General features: G+C 51.1%; 17 protein-coding genes. 16 read left to right on the top strand and 1 reads right to left on the bottom strand.

Going from position 1 to position 23,790, the window contains the following annotated elements; translation table 11 throughout:
* The first annotated feature begins 6 nt into the window (after positions 1-6).
* Entirely contained in the window at positions 7-2,562 is a 2,556-nt protein-coding gene (locus BLW33_RS00570; protein WP_090304118.1) for an EAL domain-containing protein, read from the top strand.
* Positions 2,555-6,184 carry a response regulator gene (locus BLW33_RS00565; RefSeq protein WP_090304116.1) on the top strand — a complete coding sequence of 1,210 codons (3,630 nt, stop codon included), beginning with the start codon at positions 2,555-2,557 and terminating at the stop codon, positions 6,182-6,184. Before BLW33_RS00570 ends, BLW33_RS00565 begins: the two co-directional genes overlap by 8 nt.
* 4 nt (positions 6,185-6,188) lie before the next feature.
* Here BLW33_RS00565 and BLW33_RS00560 read toward each other — a convergent pair whose 3' ends face one another.
* Complete coding sequence (locus BLW33_RS00560) at positions 6,189-6,953, bottom strand: MerR family transcriptional regulator (RefSeq protein WP_090304114.1); 765 nt, start codon at positions 6,951-6,953, stop codon at positions 6,189-6,191.
* 233 nt (positions 6,954-7,186) lie between these two features.
* Between BLW33_RS00560 and BLW33_RS00555 the strand changes: the two genes are divergently transcribed.
* From BLW33_RS00555 to BLW33_RS00490, 14 genes are all read left to right on the top strand, one after another.
* Complete coding sequence (locus BLW33_RS00555; RefSeq protein ID WP_090304112.1) at positions 7,187-8,977, top strand: ketose-bisphosphate aldolase; 1,791 nt, start codon at positions 7,187-7,189, stop codon at positions 8,975-8,977.
* On the top strand, positions 8,977-9,648 hold the full coding sequence (locus tag BLW33_RS00550; protein ID WP_090304110.1) for an HAD family hydrolase: 672 nt from the start codon (positions 8,977-8,979) through the stop codon (positions 9,646-9,648). Before BLW33_RS00555 ends, BLW33_RS00550 begins: the two co-directional genes overlap by 1 nt.
* Before the next feature lie 27 nt (positions 9,649-9,675).
* Positions 9,676-10,395, top strand: coding sequence for a deoxyribose-phosphate aldolase (deoC, locus tag BLW33_RS00545; protein WP_090246219.1), 720 nt, complete (start codon positions 9,676-9,678; stop codon positions 10,393-10,395).
* Positions 10,396-10,502: 107 nt separating this feature from the next.
* Complete coding sequence (locus BLW33_RS00540; protein ID WP_090304108.1) at positions 10,503-11,237, top strand: GntR family transcriptional regulator; 735 nt, start codon at positions 10,503-10,505, stop codon at positions 11,235-11,237.
* Between the two features lie 205 nt (positions 11,238-11,442).
* On the top strand, positions 11,443-12,162 hold the full coding sequence (deoC, locus tag BLW33_RS00535; protein WP_090304106.1) for a deoxyribose-phosphate aldolase: 720 nt from the start codon (positions 11,443-11,445) through the stop codon (positions 12,160-12,162).
* Between the two features lie 31 nt (positions 12,163-12,193).
* Positions 12,194-12,916 (top strand): deoxyribose-phosphate aldolase, encoded by a 723-nt coding sequence (gene deoC / locus BLW33_RS00530; RefSeq protein ID WP_090304104.1) that lies wholly within the window; start codon positions 12,194-12,196, stop codon positions 12,914-12,916.
* A gap of 27 nt (positions 12,917-12,943) precedes the next feature.
* A complete protein-coding gene (locus BLW33_RS00525; RefSeq protein ID WP_090304103.1) occupies positions 12,944-14,464 on the top strand; it encodes a xylulokinase in 1,521 nt (506 codons plus the stop codon).
* Positions 14,465-14,490: 26 nt separating this feature from the next.
* Positions 14,491-15,840: an iron-containing alcohol dehydrogenase gene (locus tag BLW33_RS00520; RefSeq protein ID WP_176966559.1), complete on the top strand. Its 1,350-nt coding sequence runs from the start codon at positions 14,491-14,493 to the stop codon at positions 15,838-15,840.
* A gap of 28 nt (positions 15,841-15,868) precedes the next feature.
* Positions 15,869-16,573: a deoxyribose-phosphate aldolase gene (gene deoC, locus BLW33_RS00515; protein WP_242911541.1), complete on the top strand. Its 705-nt coding sequence runs from the start codon at positions 15,869-15,871 to the stop codon at positions 16,571-16,573.
* A 135-nt stretch (positions 16,574-16,708) separates the two neighbouring features.
* Positions 16,709-18,010 (top strand): transaldolase family protein, encoded by a 1,302-nt coding sequence (locus tag BLW33_RS00510; protein ID WP_090304097.1) that lies wholly within the window; start codon positions 16,709-16,711, stop codon positions 18,008-18,010.
* A gap of 48 nt (positions 18,011-18,058) precedes the next feature.
* Entirely contained in the window at positions 18,059-18,916 is an 858-nt protein-coding gene (locus BLW33_RS00505) for a transketolase (RefSeq protein WP_090304095.1), read from the top strand.
* Positions 18,913-19,842: a transketolase family protein gene (locus BLW33_RS00500; protein ID WP_090304094.1), complete on the top strand. Its 930-nt coding sequence runs from the start codon at positions 18,913-18,915 to the stop codon at positions 19,840-19,842. The genes BLW33_RS00505 and BLW33_RS00500 overlap by 4 nt, the downstream gene beginning before the upstream one ends.
* A gap of 180 nt (positions 19,843-20,022) precedes the next feature.
* Positions 20,023-22,077, top strand: coding sequence for a hydantoinase/oxoprolinase family protein (locus BLW33_RS00495; protein WP_090304092.1), 2,055 nt, complete (start codon positions 20,023-20,025; stop codon positions 22,075-22,077).
* A complete protein-coding gene (locus BLW33_RS00490; RefSeq protein WP_090304090.1) occupies positions 22,070-23,782 on the top strand; it encodes a hydantoinase B/oxoprolinase family protein in 1,713 nt (570 codons plus the stop codon). The genes BLW33_RS00495 and BLW33_RS00490 overlap by 8 nt, the downstream gene beginning before the upstream one ends.
* Positions 23,783-23,790: the final 8 nt, after the last annotated feature.

Below are 23,790 nucleotides of genomic sequence, written 5' to 3'. Positions count from 1 at the left end.
CCTGCCATGAGTCATGAGTTGGAGTTGGAGCAGGAAATGGTCAATGAGATGCTGTCAGCCCTTGAGGGCGGGCAATTTTGTGTTTATTTCCAACCAAAATACAATCTGATGACGGGAAACTTAAGTGGAGCAGAAGCCCTGGTACGTTGGAATCATCCCCAAAAGGGAATGATTTCTCCCGGGGATTTTATTCCGGTCTTCGAGGCCAACGGTTTTATTGCCCGGCTAGATTATTATGTTTGGGAAAAAACCTGTGGATTCCTGGCCAAATGGCTTAGCGAGGGGTGTCAGCCTGTTCCTGTCTCAGTGAATGTTTCCCAGGTTAATTTCTACAATCCGAATCTGGTGGAAAACCTCTGTAAGCTGGTGGATACGTACCATATACCAGCGGGTTTTTTACAGCTAGAACTAACGGAATCCGCTTATATGGAAAACCCTCAGATCATGCAGGACGTAATCCATCGCCTTCGGGCGAAAGGGTTTCCCATTCATATGGATGATTTTGGGTCTGGATATTCCTCCCTGAATATGTTGAAAAACATTGAGATCGATATTCTGAAAATTGACTTGGGGTTTTTAAGGGATGCCGATCATTCCGGTCGGGCAGAAAACATCATTGCTTCGATTGTCCGCATGGCCAAATGGCTGGGAATACCCACTGTTGCCGAAGGGGTAGAGGATGGGCATCAGGCCGAATTCTTGCGAAGCATTGGCTGTGAATATGCACAGGGTTACCATTATGGTCGCCCCATGCCTGTTGTTGATTATGAAGCGCTCTTGGCAAAGGAAGATAATGCAGTAGTTTCCGTGGATGCTCCAGTTTTTGAAGCAGATGCGTTGTGGGCATCCAACCCGCAAATGGAGATTTTATTTTTTAATGCCATCCAGGCCTCCTGTATTTGTGAGTTTGATAATGGTCATATTGATATTCTCCGGGTGAACAAAGCCTTTGATCAGCTTTTTGAAGCGGACCATGCGATGAGTCGGCGCAATCCCCTTAAGCTGGTTTCGTCGGGACATCAGGCGGCAGTCATGACATCATTTGAGACGGCCATTCATACCCAGGATTATGGTGAATGTGAATTTTGCTTAAAAACAGAAGATCACCCCCCGCGATGGGTGGACTTCAAACTAAAGTACATCAGCTCCCTGGGAAATAAACATATCCTGATGGGGACATTGGCCGATATTACAGGTCAAAAGAAAATTGAAGCCGAGCTGAAGAAATACAAAAAATCAGCGGAGAGTGGGGGAAATCAGACCCATCAGGTTTTAATTGTCGATGATGAAGAATCCAGCCGGATAATCTTGCGGACGCTGATTGATCCATATTTTACCGTTTTTGAAGCATCCAACGGAAAAGAGGCCCTAGAGGTCCTATCCGAAAAGCAGAATACCATCGACTTGATCCTGCTGGATATTATGATGCCCCAAATGGATGGCTTAGCGTTCATGGAATATCGGAGCACGCATGAAGTACTGATGGATATTCCTGTGATTATGATTACGGCAGATGATTCTGTGGAGCAACAAATTCATACCATAGCCATCGGGGCCAACGATTGTATCACTAAGCCCTTCATTCCCGAGGTAGCATTGCGCCGGGTACTCAATGTGATGGAAGCCAAGCAGCGCATCCAGGAAATCGCCCGGGTTTATGAAAACACTGCGGTCCAAGCCCAGCTGGATCCCTTTACCCGGCTATATAACCGTCAGGCCATTGTAGAAAAAATCAGCCATGTCCTCACTGAGGGGGGAGCGTCTCTTAAAACCCTCGTCATGCTTGAACTGGAAAACTTCAAAGAGATTAACGATGGGCTGGGGCATCATTATGGCGACCAGGCGATCCTTAAGCTTTCGGAGGCCCTCAAACGCTTTTTCAGGAAGGTTGATTTCATCGGACGCTATGGTGGTGAGGAATTTTGTATCTTTTTAGAGGATATGCCCTCGGAAGACTTTATCCTCAAAAAATGTCAGGATTTGTGTCATACCATAGCCCGTATTTTTTTGGGTGAATCCGGGGTCCATTTGGTCTGTTCCCTTGGGATTGCCATTAGCCAGGGGCAGAGGGAATCCTTTGAGGATCTTTATCAAAAAGCAGAAGCGGCACTGGCTAATTCCAAATATCAGGGAGAAAACATTGCCACCCTTTACGGCGAATACCTTATGGTGAATGCTCCAGAGCCAATTTTTAACCGGGAATGGCTCATTGATGTGCTGGATAATGCAGTATCCATCTTTAGTGAAGAGACGGACGAGGTTCTCTATATGAGCCGTGCGGCCATGGCTTTATTTGAGACGGCTGATTATCATGGGAAAAAATGTTATGAAGTGATCCAAAAACGCCAGTCGCCTTGTCCCTTTTGTATTCGGGATAAACTTTCAGAGAATGACTTTTACCGTTGGACCTGTGAGCATCCGATTCTCAAACGGCCATTTTTGTTGAAGGATAAACGGATTAACTATTATGGCCAAAAAGCCCGTATTCAGATGGTGTTCGATCTAACCGATTTTGTTTCGGATTCACCAATCTCTAGGGAGGTAAACACTCAGTATGAATAAAAAGAAAACAGGGGGGAAGCGGTTCTCCCATGAATCAGCGGCAACCAAAAACTTTGACGCCAACCAGATCCAGCTACAAAATATTATTAATGCCATTCCCGGGGGAGTGGCAATCTATCGGGTGACGGATATTTTCGAGACGGTTTACTTCTCGGATGGGGTTCCGGCGCTTACGGGCTATACGGTAGAAGAGTATCGTGAGCGTATTAAGGGGGATGCCGCAGTGATGACCCACCCAGAGGATACGGCCAGGGTAGTCAAAGAGCTTAATCGGGCATTAGAGGATGGTACCGTAGCGGATTTTGATTTTCGGAAGACCCATCGGGATGGCAGTATTGTATGGGTACATCTTCAGGGATGTCGCATTGGAGAAGAGGACGGCGCACCCCTTCTCCAATGCGTCTTCCACAATATTACAAGGCAAAAGGCCATTGAACAAAAGCTTCGGGAAAAGGAAGCGATCTACGATATTGCCATGGATAATACGGATGTCAATATTTGGCGATACGATATTTATTCGGATTGTCTCACCCAATTTCCCCAGTCCGTCAAGGCCCATGCCGGTTTTCCCCAAAAGATTGAAAACTTTATCCAGACCGTTTTAGATTCAGGGTTTGTCAAACCGGAGAGTCGCCAGGATTTCAGGCAGTTGTATGAGCGTGTCAGTCAAGGGGAAGATAACGTTAGCGAAGATATCTGGTTTGCAACAGAGGATGGCAAGGGATGGTGGTGTGAGCGGATTCGTCACAGCATTATTCGGGATGATACCGGAAGACCCCTCTATGCCATTGGTGTTGGGCGGAATATCACCCAGGAAATGAAGGCCCTGGTAGAAAAGCAGCAGATGGAGCTGGCGATTTCCTCCACCAGTATTTCCATGTGGACCTATGATATTCAAACAGGGGTTTACCAATCCAACAATCAGGGTGAATCCAACAATCAGGGTGCAGAGAACATCGGCTTTTTTGCTTCCTCACCCGGTGGATACACCCGAATTATAGAACTGGGGTATGTTGCACCAGAAAGTGAATTGGATTTTATCAAGCTCCATCACTCTTTAGAACAGGGACAACCTTCAGCCACCGCCATCATCCGCTACAACACCTTAAAAACACCCGTGGAATGGCAGCGGATCACGTATTCGACGATCTTTTCCAATGCAGGTGAACCGGTTATCGGTGTCGCTGTGGGGGAAGATATTACAGAATTTATGAATGCGAAGAAGCGCTTTTCCGATGAGCTTCATTTCCAAGAACAGGATATCACCGGCAATGTTTTGGTGAAAGTGCGGAGTAATCTTACCCAGGACCGGGTTGAGCGTTATATGGCTCGGGATACTGTGGGGATATCCCACGATGGGATGACCTACACTGTTGGCGTTCAGGCTTTAGCAGCCACTGGGTATACTCAAAAAGAACAGGATCACATCCGATATATGCTTAATGCCCAGCGGGTAATGAAGGCCTTTGAAAAGGGTGATACCAGCTACTCTCTGGATTACCAGAGGAAAAGCCATGATGGGCGGGTGATCTGGGTCAATACCATGGTACGGACCTTCCAGGACCCTGAAAGCGGCGATATCAAATCATTTATGTACACCTATGATATTGATCAGGAGCGAACAACCCAGTTATTGATCAATCGTTTGATCGATATCGATTTTGAGTTTTTAGGGATCATCGATACCGCTCAGGAAACCCTGTACTGTATGCGGCATAACATGGTTGGCCATCGCTATGGTACTGGTATTTTGGTGGATTATGAAGAAGCAACGGGAAACACCATCGACAAGTATATCGTTTCGGATCAGCGGGAAATGATCCGAGAAGCCTTTGCGCTCTCCACCATTAAACAACGCTTGGAAAAAGATGATGCTTATTCCTGTACCTTTAGCGTGGAAATAGAGGGAGAAGAATATCGGAAACGGTGGAAGTATACTTACTTAGATGAAAGTCGGACCCGTATTGTCATGATTCGTTCCGATGTCACCGAGCTGTTTTTCCAACAAGAGCGCCAGCAAGGGATTCTTCGGGAAGCTTTAAAGCAGGCGGAGCAGGCCAGTGTGGCTAAAACCGAGTTTTTATCCCGAATGAGTCACGAAATTCGGACCCCGATGAACGCCATTATCGGGATGTCTGCCTTGGCAGCTCAAAATGTGGAGGATCGCAAGCAGGTGACAGACTACCTCTCAAAGGTCGGCATTTCCGCCCGGTTCCTCCTGTCCCTGATTAATGATATTTTAGATATGTCCCGTATTGAAAGTGGCAAGATTACCATCAAAGAGGAGGAAATCCCCTTTGAAGAATTTATTGCGGACATTAATGCCATTGGTTATGAGTTGGCCAGCGGCAAAGAGGTGGACTACGACTGTATGATCACCAGCTTTGTGGAACAGAGTTATCTCGGCGATGCCATGAAGCTCCAGCAGATTATCATCAACCTGATTTCTAATGCGGTGAAATTCACACCAGCCGGGGGCAAGGTGCAATTTATAGTCCATCAAAGCGGGGTGAACGATGGCAAAGCCCATTTGCGCTTTACCGTGAACGATACGGGCATTGGCATCAGCGAATCCTTTATGCCCAGGATTTTTGATCCCTTTGAGCAGCAGCATAGCGGCTCCACCAGTCCCTATGGCGGGACAGGGCTAGGGTTGGCGATTTGCAAAAATCTGGTAGAACTGATGGGTGGAACAATCGCCGTTAACAGCATCGAAGGGGTAGGGACTGAATTTACGGTTGACATTACCCTGGGAATCAATGCCGATAAAAAGCATCTCTACCAACTGAAAAGCCAAATTAATTGGAACAGCCTCTCTATCCTCATCGTGGATGATGAGGTGGGAATCTGCCGTCAGACCCAAAGGATTTTCCAGGAAATGGGGGCGGTGGCAGAGTGGGTGGAAAGTGGCCAGAAAGCCCTGGATAAAGTTGAAAAACGCCAATTGCGACAACAGTCCTACGATGTGATCCTCATTGATTGGAAAATGCCGGAAATGGATGGGATTGAAACCACCAGACGGATTCGGCAACTGGTTGGCCCGGATGTCACCATCATCATTATGACGGCCTATGACTGGGCCAGCATTGAGACCGAAGCGAAGATGGCCGGGGTCAATTTTCTCATGACCAAACCTCTCTTTAAGGCCTCCCTTTGCTCCACCTTTGAAAAAATCTACAATCAAAAGGAAAGGGAAATTGAGGCCATCAAACCGAGGAGCTATGACTTTAAAGGCAAGCGTGTTTTGTTGGTCGAAGACCATATCCTCAATGTGGAGGTTGCCCGGCGTTTGTTGGAAGTCAAAGGAATTACGGTAGAGGTAGCAGAAAACGGGCTGCGGGCCATTGAGATGTTTACTCTGGCACCGGTGGGCTATTACGATATGATCCTGATGGATATCCGCATGCCGGTGATGGATGGCCTTACGGCGACAAAGACCATCCGCCAGCTGCAAAAAGAAACGGCCAAGACCATCCCCATAGTGGCTATGAGTGCTAACGCTTTTGAGGAGGACATGGAAAAATCCAGGTATGCCGGGATGAATTACCACTTAGCGAAACCCATTGCCCCTCAGATGCTCTATGACACCTTGGAAAGAATCTGGTCCGAGGCCAAGAAATAGAACATCATTGGTTAAAAAAGGCCACCAAGGCATCCCGGAGGAAGGTAGCCCCTCCGGGGACGATGGCATCGTAATAAGCGGCAAAGCGTTCGTCAGTGACATAGCCCTGGGCCAGGGCAATATGGGCTGCGGGGGTGTACATCCCCGGAGTCCAATAGCATTTTAACCACTGGCTGTGAAGACCGCATAATTTCCGGGCTTCCTCCCCGGTGGTATTCCCTGTAGCTGCGGCACATTTGAGGGCCTGGGCAACATCCTTTTCCAGGGCCTGGGCCCTCTGCCATGTTTTCTCACTCATACCCTGGATTCGGGCATTCACCCCATCCACCGTGGCATCGCCGTAACGGCTGCGGATTTCTGCGCCGTAGCGGTCTTCATTTTTTGCGATAATTTCGGCTTTAAAGCCTTCAAATTTTTCAGTATCCTTCATGATTAAATCTCCTTTTAAGGCATCCAGGGTCCGTGTCGCCGTGGCGATGAGGGTCTCGATGCGTTTTTGACGTGCCTTTAAAGCTTCCAGCTGCTCCGAAAGAGCGGATTCCCGGGCGTAGTCCGGTGCCGTCAGAATGGATCGAATCCGGTTTAAGGGAAATTCCAATTCCCGGTAAAAGAGGATCTGCTGGAGGGTATCCACCTGATCCGGCCCATAAATGCGGTAACCGTTACTCCGGATGGCAGCGGGCTTTAGAAGTCCGATTGCATCATAATACCGCAGGGTCCGGGTGGTCACACCGGACAGTGCGGCCATTTCTGAAGTGGTGTATTCCATGGATTGCACCTTCTTTCATGTTGAATCGCTATGTCATGATTTATCATAAAGGATGACGCCGCGTCAAGGTCAAGGGGAAAATAAAAATAAATGAAATAGAGTCCGTCCTTTAAGAGTCTTGACAATTTTAAGAGATAGCAGTATACTGGTTATAGCTAGTCATACTCACATAAGATGGCTAAGATTAAAGCATTGATTTTTTATGGATTTATAGGACAAAGGAGAGAAATCAGATGGCATATGTTAATTTAGAAAGAATATTAAAAGAGGCCCGTCAGGGTGGTTATGCCGTCGGGGCATTTAATATCGTTGGTGACCTTACGGCCCGAGCTGCCATCCAGGCGGCAGAAGCATTGGGTCAGAATATTATTCTTCAAACTTCGGTAAAGACGGTGAAATCCTTTGGAATCACTGAAATGATGGCCTTTTTACGCCCCCTGGCTGAACATGCCGCCGTGGATGTGGCCATTCACTTAGACCATTCCACGGATGTGGCCTTTACCAAAGCCTGTATCGATGCGGGCTGGTCCTCGGTGATGTACGATGGTTCTAAGCTTCCCCTGGGTCAGAATATTGCAAATACCCGGGATATTGTGGAATATGCCCATGCCAAGGGGGTAACCGTTGAGGGTGAGCTGGGTGCCATTGTCGGGGTAGAGGACGATATTTTTGTAGAGGAGGGGGCAGGGGCCCATGCCAAGCCCACGGATTGCCGCACTTTTTTAGATGCTACAGGGGTGGATGCCTTTGCTCCGGCCGTAGGGACGGCCCATGGGGTGTATCAAGGAGAAATCGATATTGATTACGATTTGTTCCAGGAAATTAATGGCTTTTCACCCTGCCCTCTGGTCCTCCATGGGGGAACCGGGCTGACGGATGAAATGTTTTACCGCCTCATTGATCTGGGGGCGGCCAAGGTCAATATTTCCACGGCCATTAAAATTGCCTATTGCCAGGGAATGAAGGATTATATGGCGGAGAACCCCACCCAGAACGATCCCCTGAAGCTGGATGCCTATGTGGCAGACCGGGTGCGCCAAGTGGTCACAGAGCACATCCGCTTCTTTAGCCTCATAGACCGCAATGTAGCACCCTTTGAGGTGGATCTCCATTGCCATTCCACCCGCTCTGACGGTGGCGATACCCCCAAGGAACTCATTTGCAATGCGGTGGAGCGTGGCGTGAAGGTATTGGCCATCACCGATCACGATGTGCTGCCCCCTGAAAAAATCGAGGTCAGTGGGGTGATGGTCGATCCTGTGGCCTATGCTGCCAAAAAAGGCCTTACCTTTATTCCGGGCATTGAATTTTCCTGTGAAACTCAGGTGGAGGATGTCCATATCGTGGTCCTGGGGTGTGATTTTAAGGATCCCCGGCTATTGGAGATGAATCGCAAGATTGTGAAAAGCAAAATTGATTCCTACAAACGTCTGACGGAGCTTCTCACCGAAAAGGGCTTCCCCGTGGATTGGGAAGAGGTGCTGAATTACGATGACATCCCCAGAAAGCCCGAGGATGTCCAGAAAAAACTCATCTTCAACCTGATGGCGGAGAAGGGTTATACCAAGACTTGGAGCGAGGCCAAGCTTTTGTGTCGGAATAATCCGGAATTCTCGGTCAAACGGGAAAAGCCCGATGCCGCAGAAATTATCCGATTGGCACATGAAACCGGGGGAATCGCCATTTTGGCCCATCCCTACCTCATTGATGAGTGGGTGGTAACCAAGGATGCAGAAATGGAGCGGGCCGTATTCATCGAATCCCTCATTGATGCGGGGTTAGACGGCATCGAAGGGGCCTATACCTACGATAAAACCACCTATAGTGGACCCATGACCAAGGATGAAATCATCACCAAAGTTACGTCGGATTACACCGGTCGGGTTGCTATTATTTCCGGTGGCTCAGACTACCATGCGGACTATAAAAAAACCGATAAAAACCTGCGGGATATTGGGGAGTGCGGCATTACCTTAGAATATTTCAATGCGAACCCCCTGCTGTCTGCTTTAAGGAGAAGCTGATGATTGCCAATTGTGAACCGCGTTCGTACAGCCATCTTATCTTCGATTTGGATGGGACCTTGGTGGATACCTGTCCGGATATTGTGGCGACGGTACAACACCTCATCACGGAGTATGGTTTCGAAAAAAGAACGGATGCCTTTATCCGCAGCTGCATTGGTGGTGGCGCCCGTAATGTACTGCTGAAATGCCTGGGAGAGCATGAGGCTGACCGCATTGATGGGGAAATCCTGCCAAAATTTGTGGCGTACTACACTGTCAATTGTGCGGTGCATTCCAAGCTGTATCCCGGCGTCCGGGAAGTGCTGGATCAGTACAAAGCGGCAGGCAAAAAACTGTCCGTGGCGACCTTTAAAATACGAAGTGCCACCCTGGGTATCTTTGAAGTCTTTGGGCTCATGGATTATTTTGACATCATCGTCACTGCCGATGATGTGGTGAATCCTAAGCCAGCCCCGGACTGTGTCAATGCCATCGTCGATTTTTATGGATGCCCCCGGGGGGAGGCGATCCTGATTGGGGATACCCGGACGGATTACCTCACTGGGACCAATGCGGGGATTGCCGTGTGTGGGGTGACCTATGGCTATAACACCCCAGAGCAGGTCCGGGCCCTGGATCCGTCTTATGTGATTGATACGCTGGCGGAATTACCGTCAGTTGTGTTGTAAATATTTAATCAAAGAGGAGCGTTTATTATGGTAGATTTATCAAAATTGGACAAATGGCAACTGGGGAAATGCTTTGACCATTCGGTACTGCCCAAGAATACCACGGAGGAGGATATTCGAAAGGGTTGTCGGGAGGCAGTGGCCTATAATTGTGCAGCCTTTTACTCAGCATCACCCTATTGGACACCGGTCGTGGTAGAGGAGCTTGCCGGGAGTGATGTCCATGTGGCCTGTGGACTGGACTTTCCCTTTGGTGTGTCCTCAGCCCGAATGAAGGGATTGGAAACCGAAGAGGCGGTAAAGGCAGGATGTACCGCCTTGGATATTGTGATGAATATCGGGGCTCTGAAGGATAAAAATTATAAAGAGGTGAAGGCTGGACTCGATGCCTTTGTCACGGCAGCCCAGGGCAATATTACTAAATGCATCATGGATGTCAATTTCTTAACGGATGAGGAAATCGCCACGGCCTGTAAGCTCATTGCAGAAGCCGGAATCGATTATGCCAAAACCTCCACCGGACAATTTGAAGGACCCAGTATGGATCAATTTTTGATTATGAAGGAAACCTTAAAGGATACGGATATTAAGCTGAAGGTTGCTGGGGTTAAATTCCCTCGACCCCAGAATGCTTATGCCTTTTTGATGGCAGGTGCAGACCTCATCGGGACCCGTGCTGCCATTGCCATTATCGATGCCCTGGACCAGATGCGTGAGATTGGAATCGTGCCAGCGTATCAAGGTTGAGTTTGAATTTTATTGGGGCCTGGCTTTCCAAATGGATGGGTTTGTGTTAGGATATTAACAAAATAACAAACGTCAGGAAAAGTTTGGAAACTGATGGAGGAGCTGTTATGGAAAAGATAAGAAGAGAAAATCCCAAACCATTATATGTCCAATTAGAGGAGCTGATCCGCAATAAAATAGAAGAAGGAGAATGGAAGGCCCAGACCGCTATTCCTTCTGAAAGCGAGTTGAACCGCATGTTTGGTGTCAGTCGGATGACGATTCGATCAGCCTGCTCTCAGCTGGTGCAGGAGGGTCTGCTTTACCGGGTACCTGGAAAGGGAACCTTCGTGTCCGATGCCAAGATTGAGACGGAATCTTTAGCATACATGGGTTTTCGGGAGCAGCTTGAGCGCATGGGTTACGAAATTTCAACCCAGGTATTGGGAATTCAAACGGTGGAGGCCCGGGGGAAAATCAGCCGTCGGCTGGCTTGCCCGGAAGGGGCCCCCATTGTCGAGATTCGTCGCTTACGCTTTGTGAAGGGTGAACCCATTAGTCTGCATTACTCCTATATTCCCGAAGCCCTGTGTGCGGGCATCCGAGAGGATTTACTCGAAAAGGAACAGCTTTGTGTGCTTTTAGAGCACCAGCGGGGTCTCAAGCCCACCCGGGTGGTGGAAACCCTCGAATCCGCTACAGCAACGGAAAAGGAAAGTCCCATCTTTGGTGTTAACCCAGGGTACTCCCTGCTGATTTTAGAGGATGTTCTGTATGACCAGTTGGATCATCCCTACGAATATTCAAAAGTTGTCTTCCGCGGGGATAAAATCAAGCTGCGGTATGAGTATAAAAACAACTGAAAACCGATTTACAAAATAAAACATCGCATATCGATCGTCTCGATTTTCGGTGTTTTATTTTTTTGCCCAAAAACCTTTTTTAAGATGAAAACAATTTACTTGACATACTAGTCATATCTAGTTATAATACAGACATAATACCGGTTATGACCAGTATATGCCTGCCGCTGGGGTAGGTAAGGGAAGATCAAAAAAGGAGGGTAATATGATTGATTTCACAAAGATGACGAAATGGGACATGGGAAAGTGTTTTGACTATGCGATCCTGCCAAAGGATACCACAGAAGAAACCATCCGGAAGGAATGTAAGGTGGCCATTCAGTACAACTGCAAGGCCTTTTGCTTTTCCTCATCCTATTGGACGAAGGTAGTGGCAGAAGAACTGAAGGGAACGGATTTACTGGTGGGGGCCGGTATCGGATTTCCCTTTGGACAGCAAAGCAGTGCCGTGAAGGCCTTTGAAACCGAAGAAGCGGTTCGGATGGGGGCGACGGTTCTGGATAATTGCATGAATGTGGGAGCACTGAAGGATAAGAAGTACGACGAAATTCTTCAGGAGTTCAAGGATTATAAAAAAGCCGCTGGGCCGGCCATGACCAAAATGATCATTGAAGCCGAAATGCTGACGGATGAAGAAATCGCCACGGCCTGCAAGCTCATTGCAGAAGCGGAAATTGATTGGGCGAAATCTTCCTCGGGGCAGTACAACGGGATGTCCTTAGAGCAGGTACGGGTTATGGTTGAAACCCTGAAGGATTCGGACACCAAGGTCAAGGTATCCGGGGTTAAATTCCCGCGGCCTCAAAATGCTTATGCTTTCTTGTTAGCCGGGGCAGAGCTCATCGGTTCCCGGTCAGCACCGGAAATCATCGAGGCACTGGATACCATGCGTGCCATTAAGATGCTTCCGGAATATGAAGGCTGAGGATAATAAAAATCTTAGGGGGTAAGAGAAAATGGTGGATTTGTCAAAAATGACGAAACGGGATATGGGAAAGCTCTTCGATTATTCGGTGCTGCCGAAAAACACCACAGAAGAACAGATCCGGCAGGGCTGTCGGGATGCCATTAAGTATAATGCCAAGGCATTCTGCTTTTCCTCATCCTATTGGACACCGGTGGTGGTTGAAGAACTCCAGGGAACGGATTTGCTGGTGGGGGCCGGCATTGGATTTCCCTTTGGACAGCAAACCAGTGCTGTAAAAGCCTTTGAAACCGAAGAAGCCGTTCGTCTGGGCGCAACGGTTTTGGATAATTGCATGAACGTGGGGGCGCTCAAGGACAAGAAGTACGATGAAGTCCTGCAAGAATTCAAGGACTATAAAAAAGCTGCGGGGCCAGTGATGACAAAGATGATCATCGAAACCTGTATGCTGACCAAGGAAGAAATCGCCACGGCCTGTAAGCTGGTGGCAGAAGCCGGAATTGATTGGGCAAAAACATCTACCGGCCAATACGCCGGACCATCTGTGTCCGATGTCATGCTCATGGTGGACACACTAAAAGGGACAAAGACGAAGGTCAAGGTGGCGGGGGTTAAGGCGCCACGGCCACAAAATGCCTTTGCTTTCTTCGCTGCGGGGGCCGAGCTTATTGGGACCCAGGGGGCAGCGGAAATATTAGATGCGGTGGACGATATGCGCAGATGCGGATTGTGTCCGGAGTATGTGGGGGAATAAGTATAAAATTAATACAAGGAGAGAGTCATGGGTAAATATTTAGTAGGTATGGACGCCGGGACGACGGGCTGTAAGGTGTGTGTGTTTGACTTGGAAGGGAATCTGATGGGGAGCAACTATCGGGAATATCCCTGTTATTATCCCAAGGAAGGTTGGGTTGAACAGATTCCGGAGGATATGACCCCGGCGCTGTATGAAACCTGTAAGGCCGCCATTGAAAAATCAGGGGTAGACCCTACGGACATTCTGGCCATCGGGTTATCCTCCCAGGGTTCCGTCATTGGGCTGTTGGATGAAGAGGGCAAATTGATTCGCCCCTTTGTAGGATGGCAGGATCTGCGGGGTGGTGCCAAGGAAATTGGATGGATTCAGGAGCATATTGCCAGAAATGAACATTATGAAATTACCGGGGACCCCCTGGGGATGTGTTTCAGTATTGCCAAACTGGTTTGGCTTAAAGAAAATGAACCGGAAAACTGGGAGAAAACAGCCCTATTCTCAACCCATCAGGATTATTTCCTGAAAGAATTAGGGGCAGACGGTTATTATACGGATTTCTCCTCGGCCAGCCGTGAGGGGATGATGGACATCAATAGTAAGGAATGGTCCAAGAAGCACCATGATATGTTGGGCATTCCCCTGAGCAAACGTGCGGAAATTATTGCTGAACCAGGCAAGGTGGTGGGGCATATCCCTGCAGATATTGCGGAACTGACCGGTTTGGCAGAAGGAACACCCATTTGCATTGGTGCCCATGACCAAAACTGTAATACCTTTGGATCTGGGGCTGTGGATGACGGAACCGCCGTCATGGTTATGGGAACCTTTGGCTCCTGCTTTATTGCTTCGGACGAATCCATTCGCGATCCTAAAGGTCGTTTAGTGGTTAAGGGGAACCATGGTGTGGGCAACTTCACGATAGAAGCTTTTTCGAATACCTCAGCTTCCAGCTATCGCTGGTATCGGGATACCTTTGCAGATTTAGAAAAAATTGCCGGGGAAGTCTCCGGCGTGGATCCCTACGATATCATCAATGAACAAATTGCCGGTGTACCCATCGGGGCCAATGGCATTACCTTCTTGCCCTACCTTCAAGGGGTTTCCGGAGCGAAGCTGAACGATCAGGCCCGGGCGACCTTCATTGGAATGAGCCTGGGAACGACCAAGGCCGACATGGCCCGTGCCGTCATGGAAGGCATTTGCTATGAAATGTACGATATTATTAACGCAGAGTTAGAAGCTGGCATCCGTATCAATGGCATTCGCCTTACGGGTGGTGCGGCCAAATCTCCATTGTGGAGCCAAATGCTGGCAGATATCTGCAAGCAGCCCATTCACCTCTTAGCCGCTAGTGAAAGTGGTTGCTTGGGTGCTGCCCTTTATGCTGGTATCGGTGTGGGAGAATACAAGGATGCCCACGAAGCCGCGGACCGTGCGGTCAAGATTACCCAAACCTATTATCCTAACCCTGATAATTATGAAGCCTATGATAAGGCCTATCGACGCTTCAATGATGTATACGATGCATTGAATGGAAAGATTTTTTAATGATGGAGGAATGGAAAGTCAAAGGAGTGGATATTTATAAAAAGCACGCCTTTGACTGCCGCTGTGGACGGCACCATACCATGCCAGTGGGAAAGGTGGTTATCGGGCCCGATGTGGCCCGAACCCTTCCGACACAGTTAGAAGCCTTGGGAATGACAGGCAAGGGCATGCTGGTAACGGATGCCGTTGTTTATCAGGTGCTGGGAGAAGCACTGTTAGCCCAGTGGCAAGAAGAAGATCTCGCAGTTTCCGTTTATACTCTGCCCGAGGGCAGCCGCTCAGATGAAAGGGCCCTTGGAAATATCCTTTGCCATTTGTCCGAGGATACAGGGTTTCTGATTTCTCTGGGCGGTGGTATGGTGACAGATACCGTGCGGTACCTGGCTTCACGGATGGGCCTGCCCTGTGTGGCCATTCCATCGGCCATGACCATGGATGGGTTCTTTACCAATATGTCCGTCATCATCATCGATGATCTTCAAAAGACCCACTATCTGGATTATCCGACCCTTATTTTAGCGGATACCGCCATTATTGCCAGTGCACCGCCGCGAATGAATGCGGCTGGAATTGGTGAAGTGGTCTCGAAAATCAGCGCCGCCATCGATTGGTATTCTGGGAAGATGGTGAAAGACCTCTACTATTGTGAGGCGGTTGAAGCCATGATGGCATCCTGTATTGAGAAGGGCGCTTCACAGGAAACGGCAGAGGGCATTGCAGTGGGGAATCCGGTGGCGGTGGGGCGCTTGACGGATGCCCTGTACCGCAGTGCTGTGGCCATGGCCTGGTATGGTTCCTCTCCTTGTGGTTCTGGGGCGGAGCACCAATTAAACCACTACTGGGTCATGTGCCAGGAAAATCGCGGGATACCCCAATCCATGCACGGTCAGATGGTTGGCGTCGGCGCAGTGGTTAATTTGAAACTATGGCAGTATATTTTGGCTCTGGATGAGGGAACCTTTGATATCCAGAAAGCCCTTGATTCTATGTGGGGGGAAAGAAAATGGCAGGAGGGGATTCGTAGGGTTTATGGTACCGGTGCAGAAGAAATTTTCGATGTTCAGCGGGATAATCATTCCTTCGACCCCGTTGTCAGACAGCAGGAAATTCACCGAATTTTGGAAGCCCTGCCAGCCCTTCGGGAAAAGGCAGCTGCCCTGCCCAATGCCGATACCATTGCTCGGTGGCTGGCAATTGCCGGTGCCCCCAGAACACCCAAAGAATTAGGAATTACCGAAGAAGAATTGATGGATAGCTTATATTATGCCAAAGAATCCCGTGCTGGGCGGTATAATGCCCTTTGGATCATTGAGGCTTTGGGGCTGCTGCCCGAAGTGTCAGCACGGCTTTGCCGGGAAATGGGCTATAGAGAGTGAGGGAATTATAATGGTTGATTTATCCATAATGGATGAAAAAAGCTTGGGGAAGCTGTTTGATTATGCCATCCTTCCCAAGGATACTACCCAACAGAAGGTGCTGGATGGAGCAGCGGAGGCCAAGAAATGGAATTGTGCCGCCATGTACGTTTCCAGCCCCTACTGGATGCCGGTGTTGGTGGATGCCCTGGCGGACTCCGATGTACTGCCGGCCTGCGGCATTAATTTTGCCTGGGGCAGCAGCACGCCGGCGGTGAAGGAAATGGAAGCTCTGGAAGCGGTGCGCTTCGGTGCTAAATCCATTGATATGTGTTTGAACCTTGGGGCCCTGAAAGATGGGGATCTGAATGTGGTTCGGGATGAACTAAAGCGCTTCAAGGGTGCGGCAGGAGATGCAGTCCTCACTAAGGGGATTCTGGATATGGCTTTTTTGACGGATGATGAAATCAAAAGAGCCTGTGATTTATTAATTGAATGCCAAATCGATTATATGAAGACCGCCACGGGTCAATTTGAAGGGCCAAGCATGGAACAATTTTTGGTAGCAAAGAAAGCGTGTGAAGGCTCTGATGTAAAGCTTAAAGTTTCCGGGGTTAAATTCCCCCGGCCACAAAATGCCTACGCCTTTATTATGGCAGGTGCCGACTTGATCGGTACAAGGGCAGCCCCCGAAATCATTTCGGCACTGTCCACCATGCGTGAGATCGGCATCGTACCGAAATACGCCGAATAATTCATGTGTTAAAACCCCTTTGCATGCGGAGTGGCGAATCCGTTACTCCCATGCATTTTTTTTAACTAAAGTAGTACTAACTGGTCATGATGACGGGGGAGTGCAAGAATATTGACAGAAGATTGGAGAGAGAAGATGAAGATTAATTGGACGTTAAAGGATTTAAATTTACCGGTCGTCAGCGGAGAAGAAGCCCTGGTTGCACGCGTTCAGGATTTGCCGCTGACAGCAGCAGAATTTGATCACCTGAATGGTCGGGCTGATCGCATTGGCGTGACCCCGGAATTTAAAAAGGTCATTGAAACCTACCAGGTTCCGGAGTGGGAAACCCCGGCAGGCTTCAAGGCGGCGTTAGGTTTTGTGGGGCGGGTACTGCGAGTGGATCTGGTCCGGGACATCAGTTATGATAAAAATAGTGTAAAGCGTCCCACCAATGTGCTTTTTTCGGCAGATAGTGCCAATCCCTATGAAGTTGCCCCCATTGCCGACTATATTGCCAATTTAACCTGTAATCCGGGAATTATTTATGACCTCTTTATCAATAATCCCAAGGCCAATGTGGGTGGGCAGTTTAAAACCCGGGATGAAGTCATGGCGGAAATCGGACGCATTCTGGGGCCTGGTGCAGACATCAGTGTGGAACTCAACGATCCCTTTGGTAAAAGTGACGCTGAAATTTTAGAGGAAGCCGCTAAGTTTAAAGAAATGCTCGGTGAACACCGGGTGGTCATTAAGGTGCCCCATACTGGCCCGGTCAATGCAAATAACGTGGGGAGCTTACTCACTGGGGATAAACGTCTGGCCACCGCCCATAACGCCCCTTCTACGGCCGATGCCTTCCGGGGACACCACCTGGCCCTGATGCTCCACGAGCACGGCTATCGGGTGAACTTTACCCTGATGTTCGAGCCCTGGCAGACTGCCCTGGCCCTCCAGGCCCGGCCTTACTTCATCAATAGCTTCATCCGCCATCGCTTGCTGCAATCCACGACGATGGAAGAATACCTGGGCCTGTACCGGGATACCAAGGATGTCAAATATCTGGAACAGCTCAGAAGTTTTATGATCGATAAAGATTATTTCTGTGCGGGAGATTTGGATATTGACCTGAATCTGGTTCGGAAGGAAGCGGAAAACATGCTGAAACACCGCGCCTTTGATTGTGCTGAAGGCCGGGATGGCTTAGACGGTGTCCGACAGAATTTAAGACTCCTGCGCCAGAGTAATTTACCGGATACCCGGCTTATTATTTGCAGTATGGAAGGGCCGGATAATTACCCGGATATCGATCGGCTGTTATCTTCGGATGAATATGGCGATATGGCCGGGCGGGTGGTTATCACGGCAGAACCCAATTATCTGGCACGATTCACCAGTGCCAATCAGGTGGTGTCCTACCAGCGTCGTTTTATGAATGCCGCCAACGGGATGTCCTAGGGGGATGACTAAAGGGATGATGTGAGGAAACAATTAGGGGAGAATGGTATGAACGAACGGATTTTAAAACTCAAGCTGACCGCGGAGCAGTGCCGCCTGAACGTGCTGCGCATGCTCCGGGCCAGCGGCCACGGCCATGTGGGTGGGGCACTGTCGGCAATCGATATGGTGACGGCCTTATACTTCGATACGATGGCTGTGGACCCCAAAAGGCCGGGCTGGCTGGATCGGGATCGCTTCCTGCTGTCGGCGGGGCATAAATGTCTGGCTCAGTACGCTGTCCTGGCGGAGAAGGGTTATTTTGATAAGACGGTGCTGGATACCTACGGCAGCCTCCATGCCAAGATACCGGGACATCCGGATATGCATAAGCTGCCCGGAATCGAGGCCAATACCGGCGCGTTGGGCCATGGCTTATCCATCGCCTGCGGCATGGCTGCCGCAGCCAAGCTCCAGGGGCGCAGCTATCGGACCGTCGTTATTATGGGAGATGGTGAGTTGCCCGAGGGCTCCAATTGGGAAGCAGCTGCAGCGGCGCCCAAATTTGGACTGGATAACCTGGTCTTATTGCTGGACGACAATGGCCTGCAAATCAGCGGCCCGGTGAATACCATTATGGATATGGAACCCATTGCGGATAAATTTTCGGCCTTTGGATGGCACGTGCTGACCATGGACGGAAACGATATGGAACAGATTGTGGATACCCTGGATTTGGTGGCTGAAGGAACGGGGAAACCCACTGTTATCATTGCAAAGACCACCAAAGCCAAGGGCTTAAACGAAGGCGAGGGGGATGTGGCTTACCACTTCTGGGCACCGACATCCGAAGCCCTGGATCAGGCGGAGGCCGATACCAAGCGCTTAATTGCAGCCATCGAAAGAGAACTGGAGGCTGTATCATGAAAATTGGAGAAACCTACGATCCCCGGAAAGAATTTGGGAAAGCCGTCACAGAAATTGCCATGGAGAATGATGCCGTCGTTCTGCTTTCTGCGGATAGTGGCAAAAGCTCGGGCTTCGGCACTTTTATGGAGGCCTGCCCCCAGCGTTACTTTGAGTGTGGCATCATGGAGCAGTACGCCATCGGAATGGCATCGGGGATGGCCACCGCGGGGAATATTCCGGTATTCTGTGCCATCGCCCCCTTTGTCACCTGCCGACCCTACGAGATGTTTCGCAATGACCTGGGGTATATGCGCCAGAATGTCAAGGTAGTGGGACGTAACAGCGGCATTACTTATTCGGATCTGGGGGCGACCCATCAGAGTCTGGAGGACTTCGCCATCATCCGGATGATTCCCGGTGTGGTGGTGCTGGCACCCCAGGACCCAGCGGAGATTCGAGCTGCGGTGAAAGCCATGATTGACTACGAGGGTCCGGTGTACATGCGCATCGGCAACCCCAAGATTCCCGTGCTCTTTGAGGAAAAGCCGTTTACCATCGGAAAGGGGCAGCAGCTCAACGCGGGGACAGACATCACCCTCATCTCCACGGGCAGCATGACCGGTCCTGCCTTGGAAGCTGTCAAACAGTTGGAGGCCCAGGGCATTTCAGTGGATCATCTGGGGATGCCCACGGTTTGTCCTTTGGATACTGAGCTGGTCCGGGCATCAGCGGCTAAAACCCATAAGGTATACACCGTGGAAGAGCATTATGTGGACGGCGGACTGGGGACCTTGGTTACCGAATGTCTGAGCGATATGGCGGATACCACCGTCCACCGCATGGGTATTCCCAAAGGCTATGCCACTTCCGGGGAGTACCAGGAGATTCTGTCTTACTATGGGTTGGATGCTGAGGGGATCACCCGACGAATTTTAGAGGCTTGAGGGCTTCCTCAACCCCTTATCCAACGATTCAATAAACATCTTGGCGGCACTGCATTGCAGTGCCGCTTTTTCGTCGGTGGGACCGGTGAAATTTGTTTCTTTTGCTTTACCGGAGTAGGGTTTTGTGATAATGTAAACTTATCACTTATTACCACAAATAATGGAAAATGGGAGGTTAATATGAGAATTGCAACAGATATCGGCGGCACCTTCACGGATTTGGTAGTCCTGGATGGTGAACGTGGCATTTCCTTTGAGAAAAGCCACACGACACCACCTCGGTTTGAAAAGGGCGTTATTAATGTCATCAAGAAAAGCGGGATTTCCACAGCGGAAATTGAGCTGTTCTTCCACGGCACTACGACGGTTATCAATGCTCTGACGGAGCGGAAGGGTGCCAAGACCGGACTGATTACCACCAAGGGCTTTCGGGATGTTCTGGAAATCGCCCGGTGCAATCGCCCGGATTTGTTCAATCTCGTATTTGCTAAACCCCGGCCCTTCATCCCGCGCCACCTGCGGTGTGAGGTGGAGGAACGGATGTCCTATCGGGGGGAGGTCATCACGCCCCTGTTGGAGCAGGATATCGATGAAGCCGTGGCCTATCTGAGGGAACAGGGGGTCGAATCCATCGCGGTGTGTATGCTCCACGCCTATGCTAATGATGCCCACGAGCAGCGCACGGTGGCCCGCATCCATGAGCTGTGGCCGGAGGTGTTCGTCACGGCATCCCGGGATGTCACCCTGGAATGGCGGGAGTACGAGCGCACCTCCACCATCGCCCTCAACGCCTACGTCATGCCCACAGCATCCTCCTATGTGGACCGCCTGGAGGGAGAGCTGAAGGCCTTGGGGGTGGATTGCCCCAAGTACATCATGAAGAGCAACGGGGGGACCACCACCTTTGAGCAGAGCAAGATTAGTCCCATCAACATGGTGGAATCCGGCCCGGTGGCCGGGGTGTTCGGCGCCGCTGTGGTGGGGGAAGCCATCGGCGAGCCCAATATCATCGCCTTCGATATCGGGGGGACCACGGCCAAATGTTCCCTTATCGATAAAGGCCAGCTCAAGGTCAGCACCGAGTATCGCATCGAGCGCACCGAAAGCTATGCCGGGTATCCCGTCATGGCCCCGGTGGTAGATATCGTGGAAATTGGCAATGGCGGGGGTTCCATTGCCTGGATCGACGATGCCGGGTCCCTGAAGGTGGGTCCCCAATCCGCTGGTGCCATGCCTGGCCCCGTGGCCTATGGCAACGGCAGCAGTGACCCCACCACCACGGATGCCTGCCTCCTCACCGGTCGGCTGTCTCCGGACAATTTCGACAATGGGGTGGATATGGCGGCGGTGGAAAAGGCCATTCAGGACAAGGTGGGGACGCCCCTGGGCATGACGGCTCTGGAAGCCGCCATGAGCATCATCCGGGTGGCAGACTCCAATATGCTCAACGCCCTGAAGCTGATCTCCGTACGCCGGGGCTACGATCCCCGGGATTTCGCCATGGTGGCCTTCGGCGGCGGCGGTCCCATGCACAGCGCCTATCTGGCCAAGGAGCTCGGCGTGCGCCGGGTCATCATCCCGCCGGCCGCCTCGGTGTTCTCCGCCTGGGGGATGCTCATGGCGGATCAGCGCAACGATTATATCCAGACGAAGATCAGTCGGATGAACGACACGTCGGCGGACACCCTGAACAGCTGGTGGCAGCCCCTCATCGAGGAGGCTGAAGCCGGACTCATGGCCCAGGGCGTCGCCCGGGAAAACATCCTGCTGAAGTTCGTGGCCGATATGCGTTACCTCGGACAGGAACACACCGTCAGTGTGGATGCCCCGCCGGTGCCTTGGAGTGAGGCGGATAAGGAAGCCCTGGTGGCGCAATTCCACGAAACCCACGAGCACTTCTATACCTTTAAGCTGGAGGGCACACCCACAGAAATCGTCAATCTCCATCTGGTGGCCTATGGCCGTCAGGAAAAACTGGAGCTGCCCCGGATACCCGAGCAGCAGGGAGAGGTGGCCCAGGCCCAGAAATCGGAACGGGATATTTACTTCGAGGACGGGGGCTTCATCAAGGGCGCCATCTACGATCGCTTCGCCCTGGGGGCTGGTGCTCAAATTCCAGGACCGGCGGTGGTAGAGGAACCCACGGCTTCCACTGTGGTGGGACCGGACCAACAGGTGACGGTGGACGTGTACGGCAATTTGATTATTGAAATGAAGGAGGACAAAAATGACTAAGCCGGTGGACAGCATTACCCTGGATATTGTGAAGGACTCACTGATCGCCATCAGTAATGAGGTGTTCTACGCCTTTGCCCGGACCTCCATGAGTCCCATCATCTACGAAACCCTGGACTATGCCAGCGGGATTACCGATGCCGACGGGCAGCTGCTCACCCAGGGCAACGGGGCCTGCGGTTTCATCGGCCTCATTGCCCCCATGATCGGGGAGGTCATCGCCGTCCACGGCAAGGACAGCATGAAGCCCGGGGATGTGTACATCATCAACGATCCCTACATGGGCGGGGGGACCCACCTGTCGGACATCGGCATGGTCATGCCCATCTTCTACGGCGAGGAGCTCATCGGATTCGTGGGGAATAAGGCCCACTGGACGGACGTGGGGGGCATGTCTCCCGGCTCCTTCACCACAGACTCCACAGAGGTCTTCCAGGAAGGGCTGTGCTTCAGTGCCCTCAAGCTGGTGGACGGCGGCGAGCTGTCGCCCATCCTCCATCAGATCATCCGCAGCAATACCCGGTTCCCGGATGTGGCCACCGGCGATATGTGGGGACAGATCGCCTCCCTGCGGACGGGCTACAAGCGGGTGGGCGAGCTCTGCGATAAATACGGGGTGGAAACCGTGAAAAGCTCCATGGCCCGCCTCCTGGATCAGGGCGAGGTCCTGGCCCGGAAGCGTCTCAAGGAAATGCCCAAGGGAACCTGGGAGATGGAGGAATTCATGGATGATGACGGCCATGGGAATCCCGTGCGCCTGAAGGTGAAGATCACCATTACCGAGGATGAATTCCTGGTGGATTTTACGGGCAGCTCACCCCAGGTGGCCAGCCCGGTGAACACGGGCTACAGCTCCCTGTGCTGCGGGGTGAAGGTGGCCTACATGTCCATCATCAATCCCTCCATGGAGGTCAATGATGGGGTCTTCCGTCCCATGCGGGTTATCGCAGAAGCGGAGAGTGTGACTCATTGTACCCGCCCGGCACCGACCTCCTGCTACTACGAATGTATGATTTACGCCACTGATGTGGTGTGGAAGGCTCTGGCTCCCATTTTTCCAGAATATCTGGGTGCCGGCCATATGCTGTCGGTGTGTGCGGTGGTCATGGGAGGACTCCATCAGGACACCGGCGAATCCTTCCTGATCATCGAGCCCACCGGTGGTGGCTGGGGCGCATCCCAGGGGAAGGACGGGGAAGTTGGCCAATTCTGTGTGGGGGATGGCGAGACTTACAATGTCCCAGTGGAAATGGCAGAGACCCGCTATGGCATCCAAGTGGATGAATACAGCCTCCATACCGATGGTGCGGGTGCCGGGGAATTCCGGGGTGGCAGCGGTGCGGTGCGGACCTACCGGGCTATGAATGACGGCGAATCCTTTACCGCTTCCTTTGGGCGGAACCGCTACCCGGCCTGGGGCTCTAATGGCGGGGCAGACGGCAGCATTAATTATTTCGTCTTCATCGATGCCGATGGTACGGAGCATCCGCCCCAAGCCATGGCCGCTCGCCGGGTGATGAATAAGAACGACATCGTTCAGATGGTAACCTGCACCGGCGGTGGCTACGGCGATCCCATGAAGCGAGACCCCAAACGGGTGGCCGAGGATGTCCGGGGCGGCTACATCACCCTGGCCCAGGCCCAGACGGATTATGGCGTCGTCGTCGATCCCCAGAGCTTTGAGGTCACGGCTCTTTGCCGCTAAGCTCACTG

This window comes from Eubacterium aggregans, from assembly GCF_900107815.1.
Lineage (GTDB): Bacteria > Bacillota > Clostridia > Eubacteriales > Eubacteriaceae > Eubacterium_O > Eubacterium_O aggregans.
This window is presented reverse-complemented; position numbering and strand designations above follow the sequence as displayed.

Bases quoted from the DNA above. Each gene is read 5' to 3' on its own strand.
- BLW33_RS00570 (WP_090304118.1), top strand. From the start codon at position 7: ATGAGTCATGAGTTGGAGTTGGAGCAGGAAATGGTCAATGAGATGCTG.
- BLW33_RS00565 (WP_090304116.1), top strand. From the start codon at position 2,555: ATGAATAAAAAGAAAACAGGGGGGAAGCGGTTCTCCCATGAATCAGCG.
- BLW33_RS00560 (WP_090304114.1), bottom strand. From the start codon at position 6,953: ATGGAATACACCACTTCAGAAATGGCCGCACTGTCCGGTGTGACCACC.
- BLW33_RS00555 (WP_090304112.1), top strand. From the start codon at position 7,187: ATGGCATATGTTAATTTAGAAAGAATATTAAAAGAGGCCCGTCAGGGT.
- BLW33_RS00550 (WP_090304110.1), top strand. From the start codon at position 8,977: ATGATTGCCAATTGTGAACCGCGTTCGTACAGCCATCTTATCTTCGAT.
- deoC (WP_090246219.1), top strand. From the start codon at position 9,676: ATGGTAGATTTATCAAAATTGGACAAATGGCAACTGGGGAAATGCTTT.
- BLW33_RS00540 (WP_090304108.1), top strand. From the start codon at position 10,503: ATGGAAAAGATAAGAAGAGAAAATCCCAAACCATTATATGTCCAATTA.
- deoC (WP_090304106.1), top strand. From the start codon at position 11,443: ATGATTGATTTCACAAAGATGACGAAATGGGACATGGGAAAGTGTTTT.
- deoC (WP_090304104.1), top strand. From the start codon at position 12,194: ATGGTGGATTTGTCAAAAATGACGAAACGGGATATGGGAAAGCTCTTC.
- BLW33_RS00525 (WP_090304103.1), top strand. From the start codon at position 12,944: ATGGGTAAATATTTAGTAGGTATGGACGCCGGGACGACGGGCTGTAAG.
- deoC (WP_242911541.1), top strand. From the start codon at position 15,869: ATGGATGAAAAAAGCTTGGGGAAGCTGTTTGATTATGCCATCCTTCCC.
- BLW33_RS00510 (WP_090304097.1), top strand. From the start codon at position 16,709: ATGAAGATTAATTGGACGTTAAAGGATTTAAATTTACCGGTCGTCAGC.
- BLW33_RS00505 (WP_090304095.1), top strand. From the start codon at position 18,059: ATGAACGAACGGATTTTAAAACTCAAGCTGACCGCGGAGCAGTGCCGC.
- BLW33_RS00500 (WP_090304094.1), top strand. From the start codon at position 18,913: ATGAAAATTGGAGAAACCTACGATCCCCGGAAAGAATTTGGGAAAGCC.
- BLW33_RS00495 (WP_090304092.1), top strand. From the start codon at position 20,023: ATGAGAATTGCAACAGATATCGGCGGCACCTTCACGGATTTGGTAGTC.
- BLW33_RS00490 (WP_090304090.1), top strand. From the start codon at position 22,070: ATGACTAAGCCGGTGGACAGCATTACCCTGGATATTGTGAAGGACTCA.